The organism is Streptomyces sp. NPDC015144 (assembly GCF_043079735.1).
Classification (GTDB): Bacteria; Actinomycetota; Actinomycetes; order Streptomycetales; family Streptomycetaceae; genus Streptomyces.
The window spans coordinates 1-18,632 of sequence record NZ_JBIBUU010000027.1 but is presented as its reverse complement, the minus strand read 5'-3'; the positions used below and the strand labels follow the sequence as shown (position 1 = coordinate 18,632).

At 74.1% G+C, this 18,632-nt stretch carries 16 protein-coding genes and 1 pseudogene; 4 read left to right on the top strand and 13 right to left on the bottom strand.

Annotation, left to right across the window (positions count from 1 at the left end; all coding sequences use genetic code 11):
- The first annotated feature begins 37 nt into the window (after positions 1–37).
- From ACF08W_RS31835 to ACF08W_RS31825, 3 genes are all read left to right on the top strand, one after another.
- Entirely contained in the window at positions 38–1,276 is a 1,239-nt protein-coding gene (locus tag ACF08W_RS31835; RefSeq protein ID WP_385216796.1) for a cytochrome P450, read from the top strand.
- A 119-nt stretch (positions 1,277–1,395) separates the two neighbouring features.
- Positions 1,396–3,132, top strand: a complete 1,737-nt coding sequence (locus ACF08W_RS31830) for a PucR family transcriptional regulator (protein WP_392281429.1) — start codon at positions 1,396–1,398, stop codon at positions 3,130–3,132.
- Between the two features lie 131 nt (positions 3,133–3,263).
- Positions 3,264–4,610 carry a diaminopimelate decarboxylase gene (locus tag ACF08W_RS31825; protein ID WP_392281428.1) on the top strand — a complete coding sequence of 449 codons (1,347 nt, stop codon included), beginning with the start codon at positions 3,264–3,266 and terminating at the stop codon, positions 4,608–4,610.
- A gap of 64 nt (positions 4,611–4,674) precedes the next feature.
- On the opposite strand, the gene ACF08W_RS31820 is transcribed toward ACF08W_RS31825, so the two are convergent.
- The 13 genes from ACF08W_RS31820 to ACF08W_RS31760 all read right to left on the bottom strand — a co-directional run bounded on the left by ACF08W_RS31820 (position 4,675) and on the right by ACF08W_RS31760 (position 17,014).
- Positions 4,675–5,412 carry a discoidin domain-containing protein gene (locus ACF08W_RS31820; protein WP_385216787.1) on the bottom strand — a complete coding sequence of 246 codons (738 nt, stop codon included), beginning with the start codon at positions 5,410–5,412 and terminating at the stop codon, positions 4,675–4,677.
- A gap of 395 nt (positions 5,413–5,807) precedes the next feature.
- Positions 5,808–6,341 (bottom strand): phage tail protein, encoded by a 534-nt coding sequence (locus tag ACF08W_RS31815; RefSeq protein WP_392281427.1) that lies wholly within the window; start codon positions 6,339–6,341, stop codon positions 5,808–5,810.
- A 5-nt stretch (positions 6,342–6,346) separates the two neighbouring features.
- Positions 6,347–8,305, bottom strand: coding sequence for a putative baseplate assembly protein (locus ACF08W_RS31810; RefSeq protein ID WP_392281426.1), 1,959 nt, complete (start codon positions 8,303–8,305; stop codon positions 6,347–6,349).
- Positions 8,302–8,763: a GPW/gp25 family protein gene (locus tag ACF08W_RS31805; RefSeq protein ID WP_352279743.1), complete on the bottom strand. Its 462-nt coding sequence runs from the start codon at positions 8,761–8,763 to the stop codon at positions 8,302–8,304. The genes ACF08W_RS31810 and ACF08W_RS31805 overlap by 4 nt, the downstream gene beginning before the upstream one ends.
- A 7-nt stretch (positions 8,764–8,770) precedes the next feature.
- Positions 8,771–9,058: a PAAR domain-containing protein gene (locus ACF08W_RS31800; protein WP_366298341.1), complete on the bottom strand. Its 288-nt coding sequence runs from the start codon at positions 9,056–9,058 to the stop codon at positions 8,771–8,773.
- 93 nt (positions 9,059–9,151) lie between these two features.
- The gene (locus ACF08W_RS31795) at positions 9,152–11,173 is read right to left on the bottom strand and encodes a VgrG-related protein (RefSeq protein WP_392281425.1); all 2,022 of its coding nucleotides are present in this window, start codon (positions 11,171–11,173) and stop codon (positions 9,152–9,154) included.
- Positions 11,173–11,982, bottom strand: coding sequence for a peptidase M23 (locus tag ACF08W_RS31790; RefSeq protein WP_392281424.1), 810 nt, complete (start codon positions 11,980–11,982; stop codon positions 11,173–11,175). Before ACF08W_RS31790 ends, ACF08W_RS31795 begins: the two co-directional genes overlap by 1 nt.
- A 5-nt stretch (positions 11,983–11,987) precedes the next feature.
- A complete protein-coding gene (locus ACF08W_RS31785; RefSeq protein WP_352279735.1) occupies positions 11,988–12,425 on the bottom strand; it encodes a phage tail protein in 438 nt (145 codons plus the stop codon).
- A gap of 47 nt (positions 12,426–12,472) precedes the next feature.
- Complete coding sequence (locus ACF08W_RS31780; protein WP_392281423.1) at positions 12,473–14,254, bottom strand: hypothetical protein; 1,782 nt, start codon at positions 14,252–14,254, stop codon at positions 12,473–12,475.
- Between the two features lie 37 nt (positions 14,255–14,291).
- Positions 14,292–14,435, bottom strand: a complete 144-nt coding sequence (locus ACF08W_RS31775) for a DUF6760 family protein (protein WP_352279731.1) — start codon at positions 14,433–14,435, stop codon at positions 14,292–14,294.
- Positions 14,432–14,893 carry a hypothetical protein gene (locus ACF08W_RS31770; protein ID WP_392281422.1) on the bottom strand — a complete coding sequence of 154 codons (462 nt, stop codon included), beginning with the start codon at positions 14,891–14,893 and terminating at the stop codon, positions 14,432–14,434. Before ACF08W_RS31770 ends, ACF08W_RS31775 begins: the two co-directional genes overlap by 4 nt.
- On the bottom strand, positions 14,893–15,336 hold the full coding sequence (locus tag ACF08W_RS31765) for a phage tail protein (protein ID WP_352279727.1): 444 nt from the start codon (positions 15,334–15,336) through the stop codon (positions 14,893–14,895). The genes ACF08W_RS31770 and ACF08W_RS31765 overlap by 1 nt, the downstream gene beginning before the upstream one ends.
- Before the next feature lie 121 nt (positions 15,337–15,457).
- Complete coding sequence (locus tag ACF08W_RS31760) at positions 15,458–17,014, bottom strand: phage tail sheath family protein (RefSeq protein ID WP_392281421.1); 1,557 nt, start codon at positions 17,012–17,014, stop codon at positions 15,458–15,460.
- A gap of 422 nt (positions 17,015–17,436) precedes the next feature.
- Between ACF08W_RS31760 and ACF08W_RS31755 the strand changes: the two are divergent.
- Positions 17,437–18,632: pseudogene (locus ACF08W_RS31755) on the top strand (hypothetical protein); the annotation flags it as partial.

The window sequence follows — 18,632 nt, the reverse complement described above, 5'->3', positions numbered from 1 at the left end:
TCTGCGAGCACCCCCGAGGACCCGAGGACCCGCGACCATGACCAACAGCACGCTGCTGCGGCAGATCATCGACTACGGCAGCCGCGCCGACCCGTACCCCCTCTACGCCGAGCTGCGCCGGACCCCGGTCCTCCAGGACAGCGACGACCTGTTCGTCGTCAGCACCTACTGGGAGATCAAGAGCCTGCTGCACGACCCCCGGCTCAGCTCCGACTCCCGCAACCTCTCCCCCAGCGCCTCCGGCACCCTCCTGGAGGAGCAGGAGGACTCCCCGCTGCCGCCCGCCTTCCTGCGGCTGGACCCGCCCGAGCACGACCGGCTGCGCCGGATGACGATGCGCCCGTTCGGGCCGCCCGAGACGCCCCGGCGGGTGCACAACATGCGGGGCGAGCTGGCCCGGGTCGTCGCCGGGCTCGTCGACGGCTTCGCCGGCCGGGAACGGGTCGACGTCGTCGACGACTTCGCGTACCCGTTCCCCGTCACCGTGATCTGCCGTCTGCTGGGCATCCCGCGCGAGGACGAGGCGCGCTTCCACTCCTGGGCCGACACCCTCGCCGCCGGACTCGACCCGGACCCCGGGCAGGACCCCGGCGAACGGTTCCGCGCCACCCGGCAGGCCCGCACCGAGCTGGGGCTCTACCTGAACGGGCTGCTCGACGAACGCGCCGCCGCCCCCGGCGACGACATGCTGTCCGCGCTGGTCACCGGGGACGGCCCGGACGGGCGGATGACCCGGCCCGAGGTGCTCAGCACCGCGGCGCTGCTCCTGATCGCCGGTCACGAGACCACCGTCAACCTCATCACCAACGGCACCCTCACCCTGCTGCGCCACCCCGAGGTCCTGGACCGGCTGCGCGCGGACCCCGGGCTGGCCGTGCCGATCGTGGAGGAACTGCTCCGCTTCGAACCGCCCGTCCAGCTCCTCCCGCAGCGCACCACCCTCGCGGACATCGACATCGCGGGCACCACCATCCCCAGGGGCGCCGGTGTCTGGCTGGTGCTGGCCTCCGGCAACCGCGATCCGCGACGGTTCGCCGACCCCGACCGCTTCGACCCGGACCGGACGGACAACCAGCACCTCGGCTTCGGCAGCGGCATCCACACCTGCTTCGGCGCGCCCCTGGCCCGGCTGGAGGCCCAGCTCGCCCTGACCGAACTCGCCACCCGGCTCGACGGCCCCCGCCTGGTGGCGGACCCGCCGCCCTACCGGCAGAACGCGGTGCTGCGCGGGCCCCGGCATCTGGAGGTCGCCTTCGACGGGCTCCACCGTCCGTAATCCGCGGTGCGTGGCCCTTAATCCGTGATCCGTAATCCGCGGTCCGCGGTTCGTGGCCCGTGGTTCGACGTCCGAAAGTCCGTGGGCCCGAAGGGCGTCCGCCCCGCGATGATGGGCGGATGCGGATGCCGACGGACCAGCCGGGCCGGGACGACACCGGTCCAGGACCCTCGCTGGGGCAACTCCTCGCCCTGGTCGCCCCCGGGACGCTCGACGTCGTTCTCGCCCCCCGCTCCACCGCCGTACCGGTCACCGGCGTCGCCCTGTACGACCCCGGCGAGGAGCCGCTGCGGCAGGGGGCCGCCGGGCTGGTCCTCCTCGCGGTCGGCGTGGAGCTCGCCTCGCCCGGGGCCGCCGACGTGCTGGGCGCCGCCGACCGGGCCGGGGCCGCCGCCGTCGTGCTGCGGCGCGGCGAGCGGGAACCGGGGCCCGAACTGCTGGCGGCGGCGGCCCGGGGCCGTACCGCGCTGCTGTCCCGGCGCCCGGAGCACGGCTGGACGGAGGTGCTCGGCCGACTGCGCACCGCGCTCGCCTCGCACCGCGCCCCGGACGGCGCGCACGGGCCGTCCTCCCCGGTGGCGGGGCTGCGGCTGGGCGACCTGTCCGGGCTGGCCAACACGGTCGCCGACCTGGTCGGCGGGGCGATCACCGTCGAGGACCCGCAGTCGCGGGTGCTGGCCTACTCACGCCTCGACCACGAACCGGACCCGATGCGGCGGCTGACGATCCTGGGCCAGGAGGTCCCGCGCTGGCGGGTCGCCGAACTCCGCGAGAGCGGCTTCCTCCAAGCCCTGTGGAGCACCGACGACGTGGTGCGGCTGCCCGCCGACGGCCGGTACGCCGAGCGGCTGGCCGTCGCGGTGCGCGAGGGCTCCGAGGTGCTCGGCACGCTCTGGGCCGCCGCCGACGGGCGGCCGCTCGCCGAGGACGCGGCGGCCACGCTGCGTACCGCGGCGCGGGCCGCCGTCCCGCATCTGGCCCACCACCACAACCGGGACCGGGCCGCGGCCGGGGCGCGGGAGGCGGCGGTGCGCGCGCTGCTGCGGGGGGACGTCGGGGCCGCGCCGGAGGCCGGGATCGCGGCGGACCGGCCGTACGCGGTGTTCCTCGCCGAGATCGGAGAGGTCGGAGAGGTCGGGGGGATCAGGGGGATCGGGGAGGTCGGGGAGCCGGCGGGGGCGCGGGACGCGGAGGGAGCGGCGGCGCGGGCCGGGCAGCGGGTGCTGGACGTGCTCGCGCTGCGGGCCGTCGCGGACCGGCCGGGCTGTGCGACGGCGCGGGCCGGGCACCGGCTGTACGTGCTGGTCCCGGCCGGGGACGCCGAGACGGACCCGGCCCGGGGGCTGCTGGCGGCGGTGCGGTCGGTGACCCGGTGCGCGGTGTTCGCGGGGGCCGGACCGGTGGCGTCCGGCCCGGCGGAGCTGCCCGCCTCGCGGGAGGCGGCGGAACTGGTGGTGCGGGTGGTGCGGGAGCGGGCTGCGCGGGCGCCGGAGGGCGGGGCGGTGTCGGCGGCGGCCGCGCACCACGAGGTGGCGTCCGGGACGGCGGTGCTCCGGCTCCTCGACCGGCTGGAGCCGTTGTGGGGCGCGCTGACGGGGCCGGTGCACGCGATGGTCGCGCACGACCGGGCGCACGGTTCGGCGTACGGGGCCTCGGTCGCCGCGTACCTGGACGCCTCCTGCGACGCGGGGACGGCCGCGCGGCGGCTCCATGTGCACCCCAACACCCTGCGGTACCGGCTGCGTCGGGCCCGGGAGCTGTTCGGCGTCGATCCGGCCGACCCCGACGTACGCCTCCTGGTGGAGGTCGGGCTACGGCTGGCGGCCCGCCCGGAGCACCCGCCGAACCCCCGTTGATCGTCCGGTTGTCCGGTACGCCCAAGGAACCGGGCGGGTGTCGTCGCGCCGGTCGAAGACGTACGGCCCCCCGCGCGCCGAAGCTGTCGGTACGCGAGGAAGCGAACGATCCGACGAAGGGGTGTGTGGTGATGGACGAGAACACGGGTCCGTCGCGCGCGGAGCGCCGTACGGCGGCGCTGGCGCGGGCCGTCGAGGAGGGGCTGCTCGGTCCGCAGTCCCCCGTGGTGGGGCTGCTGGACGTGGACGGGGTACTGGACGCGGTGGACGCGCTGGACCGGGCGTTCGAGGGGCCCGCCCCGGTGCTGCACACCTTCGCGGCCAAGGCGTGCGGCCTGGTGCCGGTGCTGCGGCTGCTGGCGGACGCGGGGATGGGGTGCGAGGTCGCCTCGCCCGGCGAGCTGGAGCAGGCGCTGGCCGCCGGGTTCGGCTACGACCGGCTGGTCTTCGACAGCCCGGCGAAGACGGTCGGCGAGCTGGAGTTCGCGCTCGCCCACGGCATCGCGGTCAACCTGGACAACTTCCAGGAGCTGAACCGGGTGGACCGGCTGCTCGCGGGCCGCGAGCCGTCCGGACCCCTCGGCCTCCGGGTGAACCCGCAGGTGGGGGCCGGGGCCATCGGCGCGATGAGCACGGCGACGGCGACCTCCAAGTTCGGCGTCGCACTCCGCGACCCGGGCGCCGCCGACGCGGTGGTCGAGGCGTTCGAACGCCGCCCCTGGCTCGACCGGCTGCACGCCCACGTCGGCTCCCAGGGCTGCCCGCTGCCGCTCGTCGCCGAGGGCATCCGGGCCACCTACGATCTGGCCGAGCGGATCAACGACCGGCTGGGCCGCGCCCAGGTCACCGGGATCGACATCGGTGGCGGACTGCCCGTCAACTTCGACGACGAGGACGACCGGCCCACGTACGCCGCGTACGCCGCCGGGCTCCGGGCCGCCGTACCGGGGCTCTTCGACGGCCGGTACACGCTGGTCACCGAGTTCGGCCGCTCCCTGCTCGCCAAGAGCGGGACGATCGGCACGGTCGTCGAGTACACCAAGTCCGCGGGCGGCCGGCGGATCGCGGTCACCCACGCGGGGGCGCAGGTCGCCACCCGTACCGTGTTCATGCCCGGGTCCTGGCCGCTGCGGGCGGGGGTCTTCGACCCGGCGGGCCGCCCGAAGCGGGGCCCGGCCGAGACCGTCGACATCGCGGGGCCGTGCTGCTTCGCCGGGGACCTCACGGCGACCGGGGCCGAGCTGCCCGCCGTGGATCCCGGTGACGTGGTGGCGCTGTATGACACCGGCGCGTACTACTTCTCCTCGCACTTCTCGTACAACTCGCTGCCCCGGCCCGCCGTCCACGGCTACCGGACCGGGGCCGACGGGCGGCCGCGCTTCGCGCTGGTGCGGGCGGCGCAGAGCGTGCGCGAGGTCGTCGAGGAGAGCGGCCTCGCGCACGCGGAGAACCTGGTGGCGCTGCGCCGTTCGGAGTGAGCCCCTCCACACGGGCCCGCCGGGTGGCTTCCGTCCGTCCGGCCGGAAGCCGCTCGGCGGGCTCTCAGGGCCTGCGGCCGAAGAACTCGACCTCGGCGACGGCGAGTCGGCGGCCGGGGCCCGCTCCGTACGTGGTCGCGGTGGTGAGCCGGGCCCGGACGATCTCCGATCCGCGCAGGTCGAAGGTCTGCTGGCCCGGCTGGTCCTTGATCCGCAACTCCTTGTCGACGCTGGTGCCGTCGGCGGAGGTGAGCCGGACGGTGATCCGGGCCGGGCGGCCCTGGGTGAGGAACTCGTCCATCTTCGCCGAGACGCCCGGGAACACCACCAGCTTCAGCACCCGTACCGGCTGCTCGAAGTCGCACTCCAGGTACTGGCCCCTGCCGCTGTCGGGGCCGTCCTCGGCGGGCGCCCAGTAGCGGTTGGTGAAGCCGTCGAACGCCGCCCCCGCCGGGTGCCCGGCGGCCCGGCTGGAGGCCCGGAACCGGGTGGGCGGCACGGCTTCCAGGCTCCCGGTCTCGTCCTTGGCGAGGCCGAGCCAGCCCGGTATGTGCGGCAGCGCGAACCAGACCCCGGCCGCGAGCACGACCAGCAGGATCGGGAGCGTCAGCCCGGGACGGCGCCACAGCCGCCGCCGGGGCCGGGTGCCCGCGACGGGCGCCTGACGCGGCCGCCGCCGCAGGAGCCTGCGCCACCAGGGCGGGCGGACCTCGGGCGGCGGTCCCGGGTCCAGGAGCAGCCCGCAGTGGACGCACCGGGTGCGGTCGGGCGTGTTCCCCGTACGGCATCCGGGGCAGGGCACGGGCGGGGCGGGGGCCGGACCCGGGTCCGCGGGGGCGGGCCGGTCCGGCGCGACGGGCAGCGCCTCGGGGCCCGGGACCGGGGTGGCCGGATCATCACCGGGGCGTCGGGGAGCGGCGGTTGTGGGGGGAGTGGCCGGGGTGGCCGGGGTGCTACGGGGCGGCGGCTGTGGCTGTGGCTGTGGTTGTGGCTGAGGGGACGGTTGAGGTCGAGGGGACGGCTGGGGCTCGGGTTCAGGGGACGGCTGAGGTCGCGGGCTCGGGGAAGGAGGCGTCGGGGCCACGGCGGGCGGCGTCGGCGTACCGCTCGACGGCGGTTCCTCCCACTCCAGGAACGCCCGGCACGAGGTGCAGAACTGCGTCCCCGGCGGATTGTTCCGGCCACACGTCCCGCACCTCACAGGAGCTCCAGGTCGAAGCCCACATGGGCGGGTATCTCCGTACGGATCAGCTCCTCCAGCCGCACCCGGTCGACCTGGTACGGCCCGCTGGGCCGGACCCGGACCGTGACCCACGGGCGCGGGGCGCCCGGGAACCGGGTGTGCGGCGTCGTCGACCACGCCGTGCCGCCGCTCTCCACGATCTCCGGCTCGACCCCGGTCTCCAGCAGCACCGCCTCGGCGAGCCCGCGCCGGGTACCCCGTCTGCTGTGCCGCTCCACCGCGCCCCGCACCGTCGCCCGCCGCTGCTCCACCGGGTGGTCGGCACGGGTGTCGGCGGCCACCCACTGCGCCAGCCAGGCCAGGAAGTCCTCGGGCGCGCTGCGCGGGTCGAGATGGGCGGGCAGGTTGTCGATGGAGAGCAGCACCGGGGCGAGTACGTCGTCGAGCGCCTCCAGGAACCTGCGCAGGAAGTCCTGCTCCAGGTAGACCGCGGGGAGCTGTTCGATCAGCGGGTGCGGGGTCGGCAGCCCGGTCACGGCTGTGCGCATGGCGGTCAGGCCTCCCGTACCCGGAGCTGGTGCTCGTAGCTGAAGACCAGCGCGTGCCGGTCCAGGGCGATCTTGGTGGCGGGTTCGCCGCGCTGTCCGTTGACCGGGTCGGCGGGGAAGAGGCGTACGTCCTCCACCAGGTCCACGCCCGGCACCTGTTGCAGCACGGCGAACGCCTCGCCCGACTGGACGGGTCGGCCGAAGGGCCAGCCGTCGCCGCCCGGCCCGCCGCTCAGCGGGTTGAAGTAGCTGTACAGCGCGGTCAGCGCCTCCTCCCGCACCCGCTCGGCCACCGCACCGCGCCGGGCCTGCACCGAGGCGACCACGGTGACCCCCTGGTAGAAGGGCCGCTCGACCACCAGCCGGGCGCCGATCGGCCGCCGCTCCTCCAGATGGCCCGCGATCAGCGCGAGGGTGTGCTCCGGCGGGACCAGTTCACCGAACTCGATCCGGCCCTGCTCGTCGCTGCGCCCGGACGGCACGACCAGCAGCCGCACCCCGCCCGCGTCGACGTCCGCGTCCTGGCCGGCCGCGATGCACTGGACCCGGGCCGCGTCGGGCGCCACCTCGCGGGCGAGGAGTTCGTAGTCGTGCGGGACGACCGCCCGGTGCAGGGTCCGCAGCGTCATCGGCCCGCGGACCCGGGCGCTCTCCACCGTCTCACCGTCGACCCCGCCGAGCGCGGGGCGGCGGTTCTCCACCCGGGCCACGTACGGGATGGCGCTGCGCAGCACCCGCAGGGTGGAGCGGGCCACGTTGCCGCGCAGGCCGCCACCGGTGCGGTACGAGCGGACCCGCACGGTGGCGCCCTTGGGCGGCACCATGCCGTAGTAGCGGATCGAGCCGTCCCGTTCCCGTACGGCGGGGCCGAACTCGACGCGGCCGGAGTTGGGGTCGAGCGTGATGTGCCGGTCCTCGGGGCCGGAGTGCGCGAAGTCGTCGACCCGGGTCCACTCCGTGGGCTGTGCCCCGCCCGCCGGGTCGGTCACCTCGACGACGAACTCGCCGGGCACCACCGGCGGCCGGGCCACCGTGAAGCTCTGCCCGGGTACGCCCTCGGCGGGGCCGAGCACCTCGTCGGTCACGGTCTCGGCGTGCACCGCCCCGACGGTCGCCCCGATGGTGAACGCGGTGATCCGGCGGACCACCGGGGACGCCATGTAGGTGGGCTGCCCCGGCACCGCCTCGACCAGGCGGCAGCGGAGCCAGCCGCCGGTGCGGCGCACCACGACGGCGGGGACGTGGCCCTGCGGCAGGTGCAGGATCAGCTCGCCGGACCGGTTGAAGCCGCCGGTGTCGTCCTTCTCGGTCTCGCAGGCCACCCAGGCGGTGCCGTCCCACGCCTCCCAGACCAGCGGCGGGCGCAGCGGGTCGACGCCGACGCCCTCGACCGAGCAGTCCAGCCGCAGCACGACGACCCCGGCGGGCACGGCGGCGGAGAGCCCGATGTAGAGGGCGTCGCCGGGTGCGGGGGTGGTGCCGAAGCAGGGGACGGGCCGGCCGAGGGTCAGCTCCTCGGTGCGGTCGGCGGCCTCGCCGGACGTCGGCCAGGTCGCCAGATGTGCGTAGTCGCAGGGCTCGATGGAGAGTTCGCCGGCGGTCGTGAAGACCACGGCCTCCTCGGTCTCCGTGCGTACGGTCGCGACCTCCGTGCCGGCCCGGACCCGTACCGGTTCGGGCCGGGGCGCGGAGAGCCGGAACGTCACGTCGGTGCGGGCGGCGGTGGGCGGGTGGAGGCGGACGCCGATCAGGTCGAGGAAGGTCAGATAGCTCTTCTCCGGCACCCGGTTCACCCGGTAGACCAGTTGGTCGACCATGGTCGCGAAGGCTTCGATGAGGGTCACCCCGGGGTCCGACACATTGTGGTCGGTCCACTCGGGGCAGCGCTGCTGGACGAGCCGTTTCGCCTCGTCGACCAGGCCCTGGAAGCGGCGGTCGTCCAGATACGGGCTGGGCAGCGTCACGCGCCGTCCACCTCCTTGTGCCGCGGGGTCGCGCGGTTCTCGTGCCCGGGGATCGCGGGGTCCTCGTGCTGCGGGATCACATAGAACGGGAAGACCAGGTTCCGGGGGTCGTTGGCGCCCCGGACGGTGTAGCCGATGTCGATGTAGAGGACCCCTTCGTCGGCCTCGTCGAACCGGACGACGACCTCGGTGACCTCGATGCGCGGCTCCCACCGGTCGAGCGCGAGCCGTACCTCGTAGGCGAGTTGCCCGGCGGTGCCCGCGTCGGCCGGGGCGAACACGTAGTCGTTGACGGCGCAGCCGAACTCCGGGCGCATCGGCCGTTCGCCCGGCGAGGTGGCGAGGATCAGCCGGATCGACTCCTCCAGCTCGTGCTCGCCGCGCACCAGGGCGATGGAGCCGGTGGCGTCGGTGCGCGGCGGGAAGGCCCAGCCCGCGCCGATGAATTCCTGTCCCATGGGCCGGTCAGCCTCCGATCAGTACGGTCGGGCAACCGGAGACGATCGGTGCGCCGCAGGCCGCCCGGTCACCGACCCGGGCCGCCGGGAACCCGCCGATCAGCACCGTCGTGGAGCCGGGCGGAACGATCGTGGACGGGGCGTGCACCGCGGGCGGCGGGAACGAGCACAGGTGCGGGGTGCCGACCGTGGCGGCGGGGAGCCCGCCGATCAGCACGGTCGGGACGCCGGGGGGCCCGACCGTGCCGGGGTGTCCGGTGGGGTCGCCGACCCGGGCGGCCGCGGCTGCTGGCATGGGGTCCGTTCCTCTCGATTCGGTCGGTGCGGCACGGTGCGGGCGGTGCGCCCTGGTGCGGGCAGTACAGGCGATACGGGCGGTGCGGCGCGGTCAATTGATCTTCACCATCGGGGCGTTGACGGAGAGCGAGGCGCCGCTCCTGAGGTCGGTGCGCCGGGAGCCGTCGACGGTGACCTCGGCGCCGCGCACCTCGACCGTGGAGCCGGTGGAGAGGGTGACCTCGCCGTTGCCGCCGTCGACACTCACTCCGCCGCGCGACTTCAACGTGACGCTCTCGCCGCTCAGTTCAAGGGCGCCCTGTCCGCCGTCGAGCGAGACGCCCCGGTCCGCCCTGATGGAGACCTGCTGCTTGGCCTCGATGGTCACGCTGCCGTCGCTGTGCACGCGGATGACGGTGCCCTTGCGGTCCAGGTCGATCTTCAGCTTTCCGTCGCCGGTGAGCAGCCGGACGCCCTGCGGCCCGTTGGCGTCGTCCAGGATCTCCAGCTGGTTGCCGCTCTTGGTGGCGACGGCGCGCCGGTTGACGGCGCCGCTGGTCGGGTCGACGAGCGGGCCGCCGGGGGCATCCTGGGAAGGGGAGGCGGAGGGGGCGGCTCCGGGTGCGTCGGAGGGGGCCGGTGCGCCGGTGGCGGCCGCGGTCGCCGCGCCGACGATCCCGCCGCCGGTCCCGCCCGTCCCCGCGCTTCCGCCCGTTCCGCCGCCCCCGCTGCCCGGGGACGGCCGGTCCTTCCCGTTGTAGAGCCCGGCCAGGACGTACGGCCGGTCCAGGTGCCCGTGCTCGAAGCCCACCAGCACCTCGTCGCCGACCTCGGGGATGAACGCGTCGCCGCCGCCCGTCCCGCCCGACTGCGCCGTACGCGCCCAGTCGCTCGCGTACTCGTCGGAGAGCCAGGGGAACCGCACCTTGACCCGCCCCGAGCCCTCCGGGTCCTGGGTGTCCGTGACGGTCCCGCTGACCAGCCCCGCGCACCGCGAGCCGCCGCCGGGCCCGGTGCCGCCCGCGCCGGGCCCGCCGCCGGTCAGCCCGAACAGGGACCGCTCCTGCTGCCCGGAGACCGTCAGCCAGGTCTGGTAGCCGCGCACCGGGTCGAAGACGTGCCGCGAGGACGTGACCGTGTACCGGCCCTCGAACGGCGCCCCGACCGCGTTGAGCGCCACCGCGCTCCCGGCCCGTACCTCCGGGTTGCCCCGGATCACGGCCTCCAGCTCGGCGAACGACCCGGCGATCCGCTCGGCGAGCGCCTTCGCCGCCTGGTCCACCTGGTCCTGCGCCCCGTACGCGGCGTCGGTGACCACGAACCGGGCCTCGCCGAACGGGGCGGACACCTCGGCGGCGCTCACCCCCAGCTCCAGCGTGGCCGACTTCCCGGCCGGGGCCCGCCCGACCAGCGGCTGCTTGGTCTTCACGTCCCAGCCGCGCACCTCCACCTCGGAGACCTGCTCGGCGGAGGAGACCCCGGCCCGGCAGCGCAGCAGGTTGCTGCCCATCTCCAGGACGAGCGGGTTGCGGTCCGCCCGCGCCGAGCCGTCCGGGGCCCCGCTCGCCTCGGCGGGCCGGGTGACGTGCAACTGCCCGTCGCGTACGTACGCCTGGGCGCCGGCCTCCTCGGCCAGTCCCCGGACGAACTCCCAGTCGGTGACGTTGGGCTGGGCGATGTGTTCCAGCACCGGCCCGGCCACGTCGACCGTGCCCGGTTTCAGCCCGGCCCGCTGGGCGACCTGGGCGCAGATGTCGGCGAGCGTCATGTTCTGGTAGCTGGCCACCCGGCGCCCCCGGAACAGCCGGTGCGACTCGTCGAGCCCGCGGACGACGGTGAAGGTGCCGGTCTCGTCCAGCTCCACCTCCAGCGCGGTGACGACCCCCTTGAGCAGCGGTTTCGGCGTCGAGTCGCCGCCCGCGCGGGCCAGCAGCCGGGCCTCGGTGCCGATCTTCAGTCCGGCCTGCTCGAGCAGCACCCGGTCCGGGTCGCGGAACCGCAGCAGGAACAGGTCGGGGAGCGTCCGGCTGTCGTCGACGTACCCCTCGACCAGCGTGTTCACGAACTTCGCGGGCAGCGGCCCGCCGCCGAACTCCACCACCAGCGCCGTCGCGACGCCCGGCCGCGCGGCCATCAGACCCGCCCCCCGTCCCGGCCCCTGCTCTCCTCCAGCCGGTTCAGCTCGTCGAGCGCGGGGAGCAGCAGCTGCCGTCCCGGGGCGAGCCGCAGCGGGTCGTCGATCCCGTTCGCCTCGGCGATCACCCGCCAGGCCGCCGGGTCGCCGTACTCGCGCTGCGCGAGCGAGGGCAGCGAGTCCCCCGCGTCCAGCCGGTGCACCCGGCGGGCGGCCAGCGCGCCGGAGGTCGGGTTCTGGCCCGGGGTGTCGCCGCTGATCTCCTCCATCGTCACCTGGCAGACGGCCCGGATCGGCACGCCCGCCGTGGTGAACAGGGTGTACTTCGCCTGCACCTGGCTCACATAGCCGGGGAACCCGGTCAGCCCGCCCCAGTGGAAGACCACCCACGGCGGTGAGGAACGCTGCTGCTGGCGGGTCTCGTTCGTCGGAACGCAGCAGGCGAAGAGCTGTTCCACGGCAGTGACCACCCGGGTGTCCTGGGTGTCGCTGGCGTCGAAGAACATCTCCACGGTGAGCTTGCTGGGCTGCGAGCCCTGGTACTCGGGCGGGCCGGAGCTCTTGGCACCCTTGGCCGTGCTCCGTTTCCAGGAGGCCGCCTTGGTGAGGCTGAGCTCCTTGGGGTTGAACTGGAAGTCGATCCGCCCGCACGGGCCGCCGGGGGTGAGTCCGCCGCCGGTCGGCGGGGTCCGCAGCTCCAGGTAGGCGTGCTCCAGCTTGGGCCTGGCCGAGCCGCCCCTTCCGGCCGTCGCGGCCGAGACCCCGGACGTACCGGCGGCGCTGAAGGCGATGGGACCCGCACCGCTCACGACGCTCAGCCCTCCATCACATAGCCGTGGTGGGCGATCTCGATCGTCTCCATCGCGACCTTGGGCGACTCGGGGGTGAACGAGGGGCCGGTCCAGCGGACCGGGACGACCTCCAGCAGCCCCCACTGGGCCACCTTCGTCCCGTCCACGGTCCGCGCCTCGATGTGCGCGGTCTTCCGGCTGAACCCGGTCGTCATGGTGGCGAACCAGCGCGCCACCTTCTCGGTCTCCTTGGTCAACGGCCGGGACAGCTTGACGTTCGGGTACTTCAGGCGGGTCGGCAACTGCCACAGATGCCCGTTGTTCCCGCCCTCCTCCCGGGTTTCGAGCACCACTTCGCAGCCCAGCCCGTCGCATGTGTTGAACGACCCGAGCTCGATGTCGTCGATCGTGACGACGAAGCAGACGCTGACGGCGGGATCGCTGTCCTGGGCGGTGGCCATGGCACGTACCTCTCGTCTTCCTGTGCTGTGTCAGTGCCGGGTGTTGATCAGTGCCGGGTGTTGATGAGGAATCCCGCTCGTTCGCGTTCCAGCCGCAGATCGGCCTTGAAGAGCCGGCTGAGCGGCGGGTACAGGGCCCGTACGAGTTCGTCGGTGACGACGGGGGCCCCGCCGGGCCCGGTGCCGGCCGGAGCGGGGTGGGCCCCGGCGGTGCCCGATGCCGCTTCCGGACCGGGCCCGGGTTCGGGTTCCGGCTCCGGTACGGGGTCCTGGGGCGGGTCCGGGGCCGGCGGGTCCGGTGGGGGCGGTTCCTCGGTCACCGTCTCGCGCTGGACGACGGGGGTGGCGTACGCCGGTGGCGGCGGCCCGAAGACGACGCTGCCGTCCGCCGCGCGCTGCGCCACCCCGGCCGCGAGGGCGGCCGCGCCCGCCGTGGTGAACGCCGGAGCGGTGGGCCCGGCGGCCCGCTGCACGGAACGCGGCACCGGTGGCCCCCCGGCCGCCCGGCGTTGCAGGGACGGGAGCGGGGCGCGGGGCGGCGGCGCTCCCGGCGGGCCGGGGTGCGGGGCCGCGGCGGTACGTTGCAGCGCCGCCGGTTCGGAGGACGACGACGGGGTCACCGTGGCCAGGGACGGCGCCCCCGGCCCGGCGTCCGCCCAGCGCACCGGTACGGCGTCCGCCGCGTCCGGTACGGCAGGCGACGGTCCCACCCCGGCGGGCGGTGCCGGAACCACCCAGTCCACGGCGGAACGCTGCACGGTGGCGGGGCCCGCGTCCGGCCCGTTCCGGGGTTCCAGCGGCCGGTCGGCGAGCAGGGGCGCGACCGGGTCGGAGGCGGGGGGCGGTGCCAGGGGCCGCTGCGGCACTCCGGGGAACCGCTGCACCGCCGGTACGGGGCCGGGGCCGGTGGCGACGTTGCCGGGGCCGGGGTCGCCGAGGCCGCCGGGGCCGCCGGGCTCCGGGGCCGACTCCGGGGCGGAGGCGGGCAGCAGCGGCGAGTCGCCGAGCAGTGGGGCGGTGGGTGCGTCGGGCGAGGGCGCGGGCGCCGGTGCGGTGGCGTCGGGCGGCGATACCGGCCGGAGCTCCCCGGGAGCCTCCCCGCCGCCCCCGGCCACCGCGCCCGGAGCGACCGGTACGGGCCCGTCCGCCCCGTCCGGAGCCGCCCCGGCGGGGAGCCGTTGGGCCGTCGGCGGCAGCCCGGCCATCGGCGCGCCGAGCCCGGGTGCCCGCCGGGTCGCCCCGGTCCCCGGCCCCGCCGCACGCTGCACGGGCACATCCGCCGCCGTGGGCACCACCGGCCCCTGGCCGGCCACCGGCTCGGGTGCCACCACCGCCACCGGCGGCTGCTCGCCCACCAGTCGACGTGCCGGAGCTTCCGCCTCCGCCGCTCCTCCGGCCGAGGTCATCGCGGGCGCGCCGCCCGCCACCACCCGCTGCGCGGACACTCCCAGGGGCAGCCCACCACCCCGCCGGGGCAGCTCCACCACGCCTTCCACGGCCCGCTGCACCGCCCCCGGGCCGGAGGCGGCCGGGGCCTCGGGACCGGCCGGTGCGGTGATCCCGTGCACCAGACCGGTCGGCGCTTCCGGGCTGACCAGGTGCCCGAGCGGGGTGCCGAGCGAGGTGTCCTGCCGGGTGGAGAGCGCCCCCTGGAACCCGGCCGGGTCGATCGTCAGCTCCTGGGCGCCCAATGTCCTTTGTATGGGCGGCAGTTCGGCGAGGTCGACCCGCTCACGCCGCGCGAAGTCCGGTGCCTGCGGACCACCCGGCCCGCTCGGCCCGCTCTCCGCCGTACGCCCGCCGCCGCGCAGCCAGGACATCAGGCCCATGGTTCTTCCCGCCCCTTCCCGCTCACCGCGCCGTCCACTACTGCCCGTTGAGGCGGGCGATCTGTGCGACGAACCTCAGTCGTTCCGGATGTTCCAGGTCCAGCAGGTCGTCGAGCGGCCAGTGGAAGTGGTAGGCGAGGTACGCGACCTCCTCGTAGAGCAGGTCGGCCGCGTACGTCACGATTCCCCCAGGCGGCCACCGGCGAGATTCACCGCGAACTCCTCCTTGCAGGCCGGACAGGTCACGGCGGCACGGGTGTGGCCCTCGGCGTTGATCCGGCGGTAGAAGTCCTGAAGAAAGGCCAGGTCGGAGGCGAAGAGGTCCTCGATGATGCCGGGGTGGATGTCGTCGATCGTGCCGATCCGGGTGACCACCCGGGAGATCAGCACGACGGACAGGTACGCGGAGTTCTCCCGGACCCGGTCGTCCCGCAACGGCACGAGTTCGTCCCGCGCGGTCGCCAGCCGCATGACACCCGTGTGGTGCACGACGCCCGCCTCGTCGACGTAGCCGCGCGGCAGCTCGAAGGTGAACTCGGTGCGGAGTGGCTCCCTCCGGCCGGACCCGCCGACGTGCCCGGCATGCCCGGCGTGCCCGTCCTGCCGTTCCCGCTCCTCCGCCGGAGCCGTGCGTCGCATCAGTCGAGTTCCATGCTCTCGTAGGTGATCGAGAGCTTCTCCGTGAGCACCGAGGTGTCACCGGCCTTGAGCGTGCCGATCTCCAGCGACTTCGGCCAGGCGTTGATGAGCTTGTACCGCTTGATGGCGATGCCCTCGTGGTCGTAGACGATGACCGCCCCGTTGCGCCGGGCCGTGGTCATCCGCCCGAACCGGGAGTCCTTGATCCACCGTTCGAAGCTGCTGTCCTCGGTGAGCCCACGGGTCACGGTCACCTCACCGGCCTTCGGCCTGCCGGGGAGCTTCTTGATGGCATAGCGGCCGTCGGCGGTGTTCTGCTTCAGCTCGATGACGTCCTGTTCCATCTTCAGACCGCTGACCTCGGTGATCTGTTTGATGACGACGCTGTCGAATTCGAGGCCGAACGAGGCCCCGACGGTGCTGTCGAGATCGGGAAGTGGCACAACAGGCTCCTTTACCGCTCTTGCCGCTCTGACCGCTCATTCCGCTGGTACGTGCTGCTCGTGCGCCCCGCCGGTCCTGCTCGTCGACCCCGCCGGTCCTACTCGTCCGCCCCCGCCGGTCCTACTCGTCGACCCCGCCGGTGCCGCCGGTCAGCTGGGAGAGCCGGAAGACGACGAACTCGGCCGGCCGGACCGGTGCCACCCCGATCTCGCAGATGACCTGCCCGGCATCGATGCTCTCCGGGGGGTTGGTCTCCCGGTCGCACTTGACGAAGAACGCCTCTTCCGGGGTGAGCCCGAACAGCGCCCCCTTGCGCCACTCGTTGACCAGGAACGCGGATACCGTGCGCCGGATACGGGCCCACAGCGCGTCGTCGTTCGGTTCGAAGACGACCCACTGGGTACCGGTGAGGATCGACTCCTCCAGGTAGTTGAAGAGACGCCGCACGTTGAGGTAGCGCCAGGCCGGGTCGGAGGCCAGGGTGCGGGCGCCCCAGATCCGGATGCCGCGCCCGGGGAAGGACCGGATGCAGTTCACCCCGACCGGGTTGAGCAGGTCGTGCTCGCCCTTGGTCAACTGGGTCTGGAGGGCGACCGCCCCGCGTACGACCTCGTTGGCGGGCGCCTTGTGCACCCCGCGCGACTCGTCGTTCCGCGCCCAGACCCCGGCGATGTGCCCGCTCGGCGGCACGAGCCGGGACCGCCCCGACGCGGTGTCCGCGACCCGTATCCAGGGGTAGTAGAGCGTGGCGTACTTGGAGTCGAAGTTGGCACTCCCGGTGCGCCAGGCGAGGATCTGCTGCGGGCTGAGCCCCGGCGGCGCGTCGAGGATGGCGACCCGGTCGCCCATCAGCTGGCAGTGGGTGATGATCCCCTGCTGCACGGCGATCACCGATTCCAGGTCCAGCAGTCCGCGTTGGTACGCGCTCATCAGGTCCGGTGCGGCGACGGTGGTGACCTCCTCGACCGCTTCCAGCCCGCCGATCCCGGTCCGGCGGTCGGGGTCGCCGACGTACAGCTCGGGCGTCAGCGTCCCGGTGCCGTCCGGTGCGGGCACGGCGGGGGCGAGGGTGACGCTCTGCGGCTCGGGTTTGGCCGGGGCCGCGCCGCGCACGGTCTCGCGCACCTCGATCAGTTCGGACGTGGCGTTCACCCGGGTGGCGATGTTGTCCTTGCTGCGCTTGGTGGTGACGCTGGGGTACGTCTCAGCGACCTGCCCGTCCCGCCGCACGATCAGCTGGAAGACGTCCGAGGGCGGGTCCTCCGCCTCCACCTCGGCCACCTCGACGGTGACCTGCCCGGTCACACCGGGGCGGGGCTTCACCGCGTACGGGCCGAGCTGCGTCTCGGACCCTGCGGGCAGCCGTCCGGTTTCCCGTCCACCGTCCCCGTCCATGTCGGCCGGGGGCTCGGAGCCGTCGTCGATCCGGACGACGTAGCAGACACCGCCGCCGTTGGCGAAGAACCCGTACACGGCCGACGCCAGATACGTGCCGTCGACGAAGTCACCGAACGTGCCGGCGAACTGGCTCCAGTTGGTGATCAGCGTCGGCTCGTCGAACGGGCCCTTCTGGGCGAAGCCGACGAAGGCGGCGACCGAGGTGCCCACCCCTTCGATCGGCCGGGATCCGGACTCGATCTCTTCGACGTAGACGCCCGGGGACAGGTACGACGGCATATGAGTCTCTCCTTGGCCGGGAACGCCCGCAATTCTCGCGAGACCGTCGATCACCGGGAACGGACGCTCGGCCGCCCTCCCGTGCACCGGCCACTGCCCGATCAGGCAACGCCCGCACGCCGACAGTGCCGCCGGGCGATGCCCTCGAACCCGGTCCGCGTGCGCTGCGTACGGGGTGGTCGCCCCGCACACCCTGGAACCGGCGAGCGGGCGAACTCGTAGCGGGGGGACGGATGAAGGAGACTCCGGACAAGGCCCCCTCGGGTTCGGGGTCGGGGTCTGGTCGGGGTGGTGGTGCCCCCCGGCAAAGAGATGTGACACCCGGCCTCGATGTATCACGTTCTCCCGCCGCACCAGGGGCCCCCGGCGGGCCGGGCCTGCAACGCCTGCACCACCTCCAGCGTGCGGCGGGGAACCGTGCGGTGTCCCGGCTGGTCGCCCAGCGCTACACCGCCCCGGTCAAGCCCTCACCCGCGCAGGCCCCCGGGTTCCGGAAGGTGAAGGCCGACATCGCGGCGAAGAAGACCCGCCTGGCCGTCCACGCCCCCGCCACCACCGAGTCGAAGTCCGCCCAGGACGCCGCCGTCGCACCCCCCGACGACAAGGAAGCCCAGGGCAAGGCCGCCAACGCGGAGAAGATGAACGCCGCGAAACCCGGCGAGTTCAACAAACAGGCCTTCATCGACGCCGTGAACAAGGCCATCGACTCCCAGGCCCCGAAGAACCTCGACGACGCCGACAAGTTCTCCACGTCCGGCAAGGCCGACAAGATCAAGGACGAGGTCGACGGCAAGGTCACCGACGGGAAGACCGCCTCCGCCAAGGACATCGACACCGCCACCAAGGCCCCGCCCGACACCGCCGCGGCCAAGGACAAACCCGTCACCCCGATGTCCCCCGACCAACCACCCCCCAACCCCGGCGCGCCCCCGGCCGCCGATGCCGTCCCCGCCAAGCAGCCCCCCGCCGTCACCGACTTCTCCCAGGGCCCCGCCGCCAACGACCAGACCCTGGCCGACGCCGAGGTCACCGAGGACCAGCTCGCCAAGGGCAACGAACCCGACTTCGACCAGGCCCTGTCGGCGAAGAAGACCGCCGAGACCGACTCCGCCAAAGCCCCCGCCAAAGGCCGGGCCGCCGAAACCCAGCAACTCGACGCCGCGAAAGCCGGGGCCGCCGCGTCCGGGGCCAAGGCGCTGACCGCCCTCACCGCCACCCGCGCCTCGGCCGGGAAACACGTCGACGGCGGCAAGAGCGACACCAAGACCCGGGACGAGAAACGGCGGGCCGAGGCCACCGCGAAACTCCAGAAGGTCTACGACACCACCAGGAAGGACGTCGAGGAAACCCTGTCCGGCCTCGACAAGAAGGTCGACACCGCCTTCACCCAGGGGGAGAAGACCGCCCGGGACGCCTTCACCGCCGACCACAAACGCCGCATGAAGGCCTACAAGGACAAACGCTACTCAGGCATGTTCGGCGGCGCGAAATGGGCCAAGGACAAACTGCTGGGCATGCCGAAAGAGGCCAACAACCTCTTCCAGGAAGCCCGCAAGCTCTACGTCACCAAGATGCAGACCGTCATCGCGACGGTCGCCGACATCATCGGCACCGAACT

Bases quoted from the DNA above. Each gene is read 5' to 3' on its own strand.
- ACF08W_RS31760 (WP_392281421.1), bottom strand. From the start codon at position 17,014: ATGCCGTCGTACCTGTCCCCGGGCGTCTACGTCGAAGAGATCGAGTCC.
- ACF08W_RS31800 (WP_366298341.1), bottom strand. From the start codon at position 9,058: ATGCCAGCAGCCGCGGCCGCCCGGGTCGGCGACCCCACCGGACACCCC.
- ACF08W_RS31835 (WP_385216796.1), top strand. From the start codon at position 38: ATGACCAACAGCACGCTGCTGCGGCAGATCATCGACTACGGCAGCCGC.
- ACF08W_RS31785 (WP_352279735.1), bottom strand. From the start codon at position 12,425: ATGGCCACCGCCCAGGACAGCGATCCCGCCGTCAGCGTCTGCTTCGTC.
- ACF08W_RS31815 (WP_392281427.1), bottom strand. From the start codon at position 6,341: ATGCGCACAGCCGTGACCGGGCTGCCGACCCCGCACCCGCTGATCGAA.
- ACF08W_RS31770 (WP_392281422.1), bottom strand. From the start codon at position 14,893: ATGCGACGCACGGCTCCGGCGGAGGAGCGGGAACGGCAGGACGGGCAC.
- ACF08W_RS31830 (WP_392281429.1), top strand. From the start codon at position 1,396: ATGCGGATGCCGACGGACCAGCCGGGCCGGGACGACACCGGTCCAGGA.
- ACF08W_RS31825 (WP_392281428.1), top strand. From the start codon at position 3,264: ATGGACGAGAACACGGGTCCGTCGCGCGCGGAGCGCCGTACGGCGGCG.
- ACF08W_RS31795 (WP_392281425.1), bottom strand. From the start codon at position 11,173: ATGGCCGCGCGGCCGGGCGTCGCGACGGCGCTGGTGGTGGAGTTCGGC.
- ACF08W_RS31805 (WP_352279743.1), bottom strand. From the start codon at position 8,763: ATGGGACAGGAATTCATCGGCGCGGGCTGGGCCTTCCCGCCGCGCACC.
- ACF08W_RS31780 (WP_392281423.1), bottom strand. From the start codon at position 14,254: ATGGGCCTGATGTCCTGGCTGCGCGGCGGCGGGCGTACGGCGGAGAGC.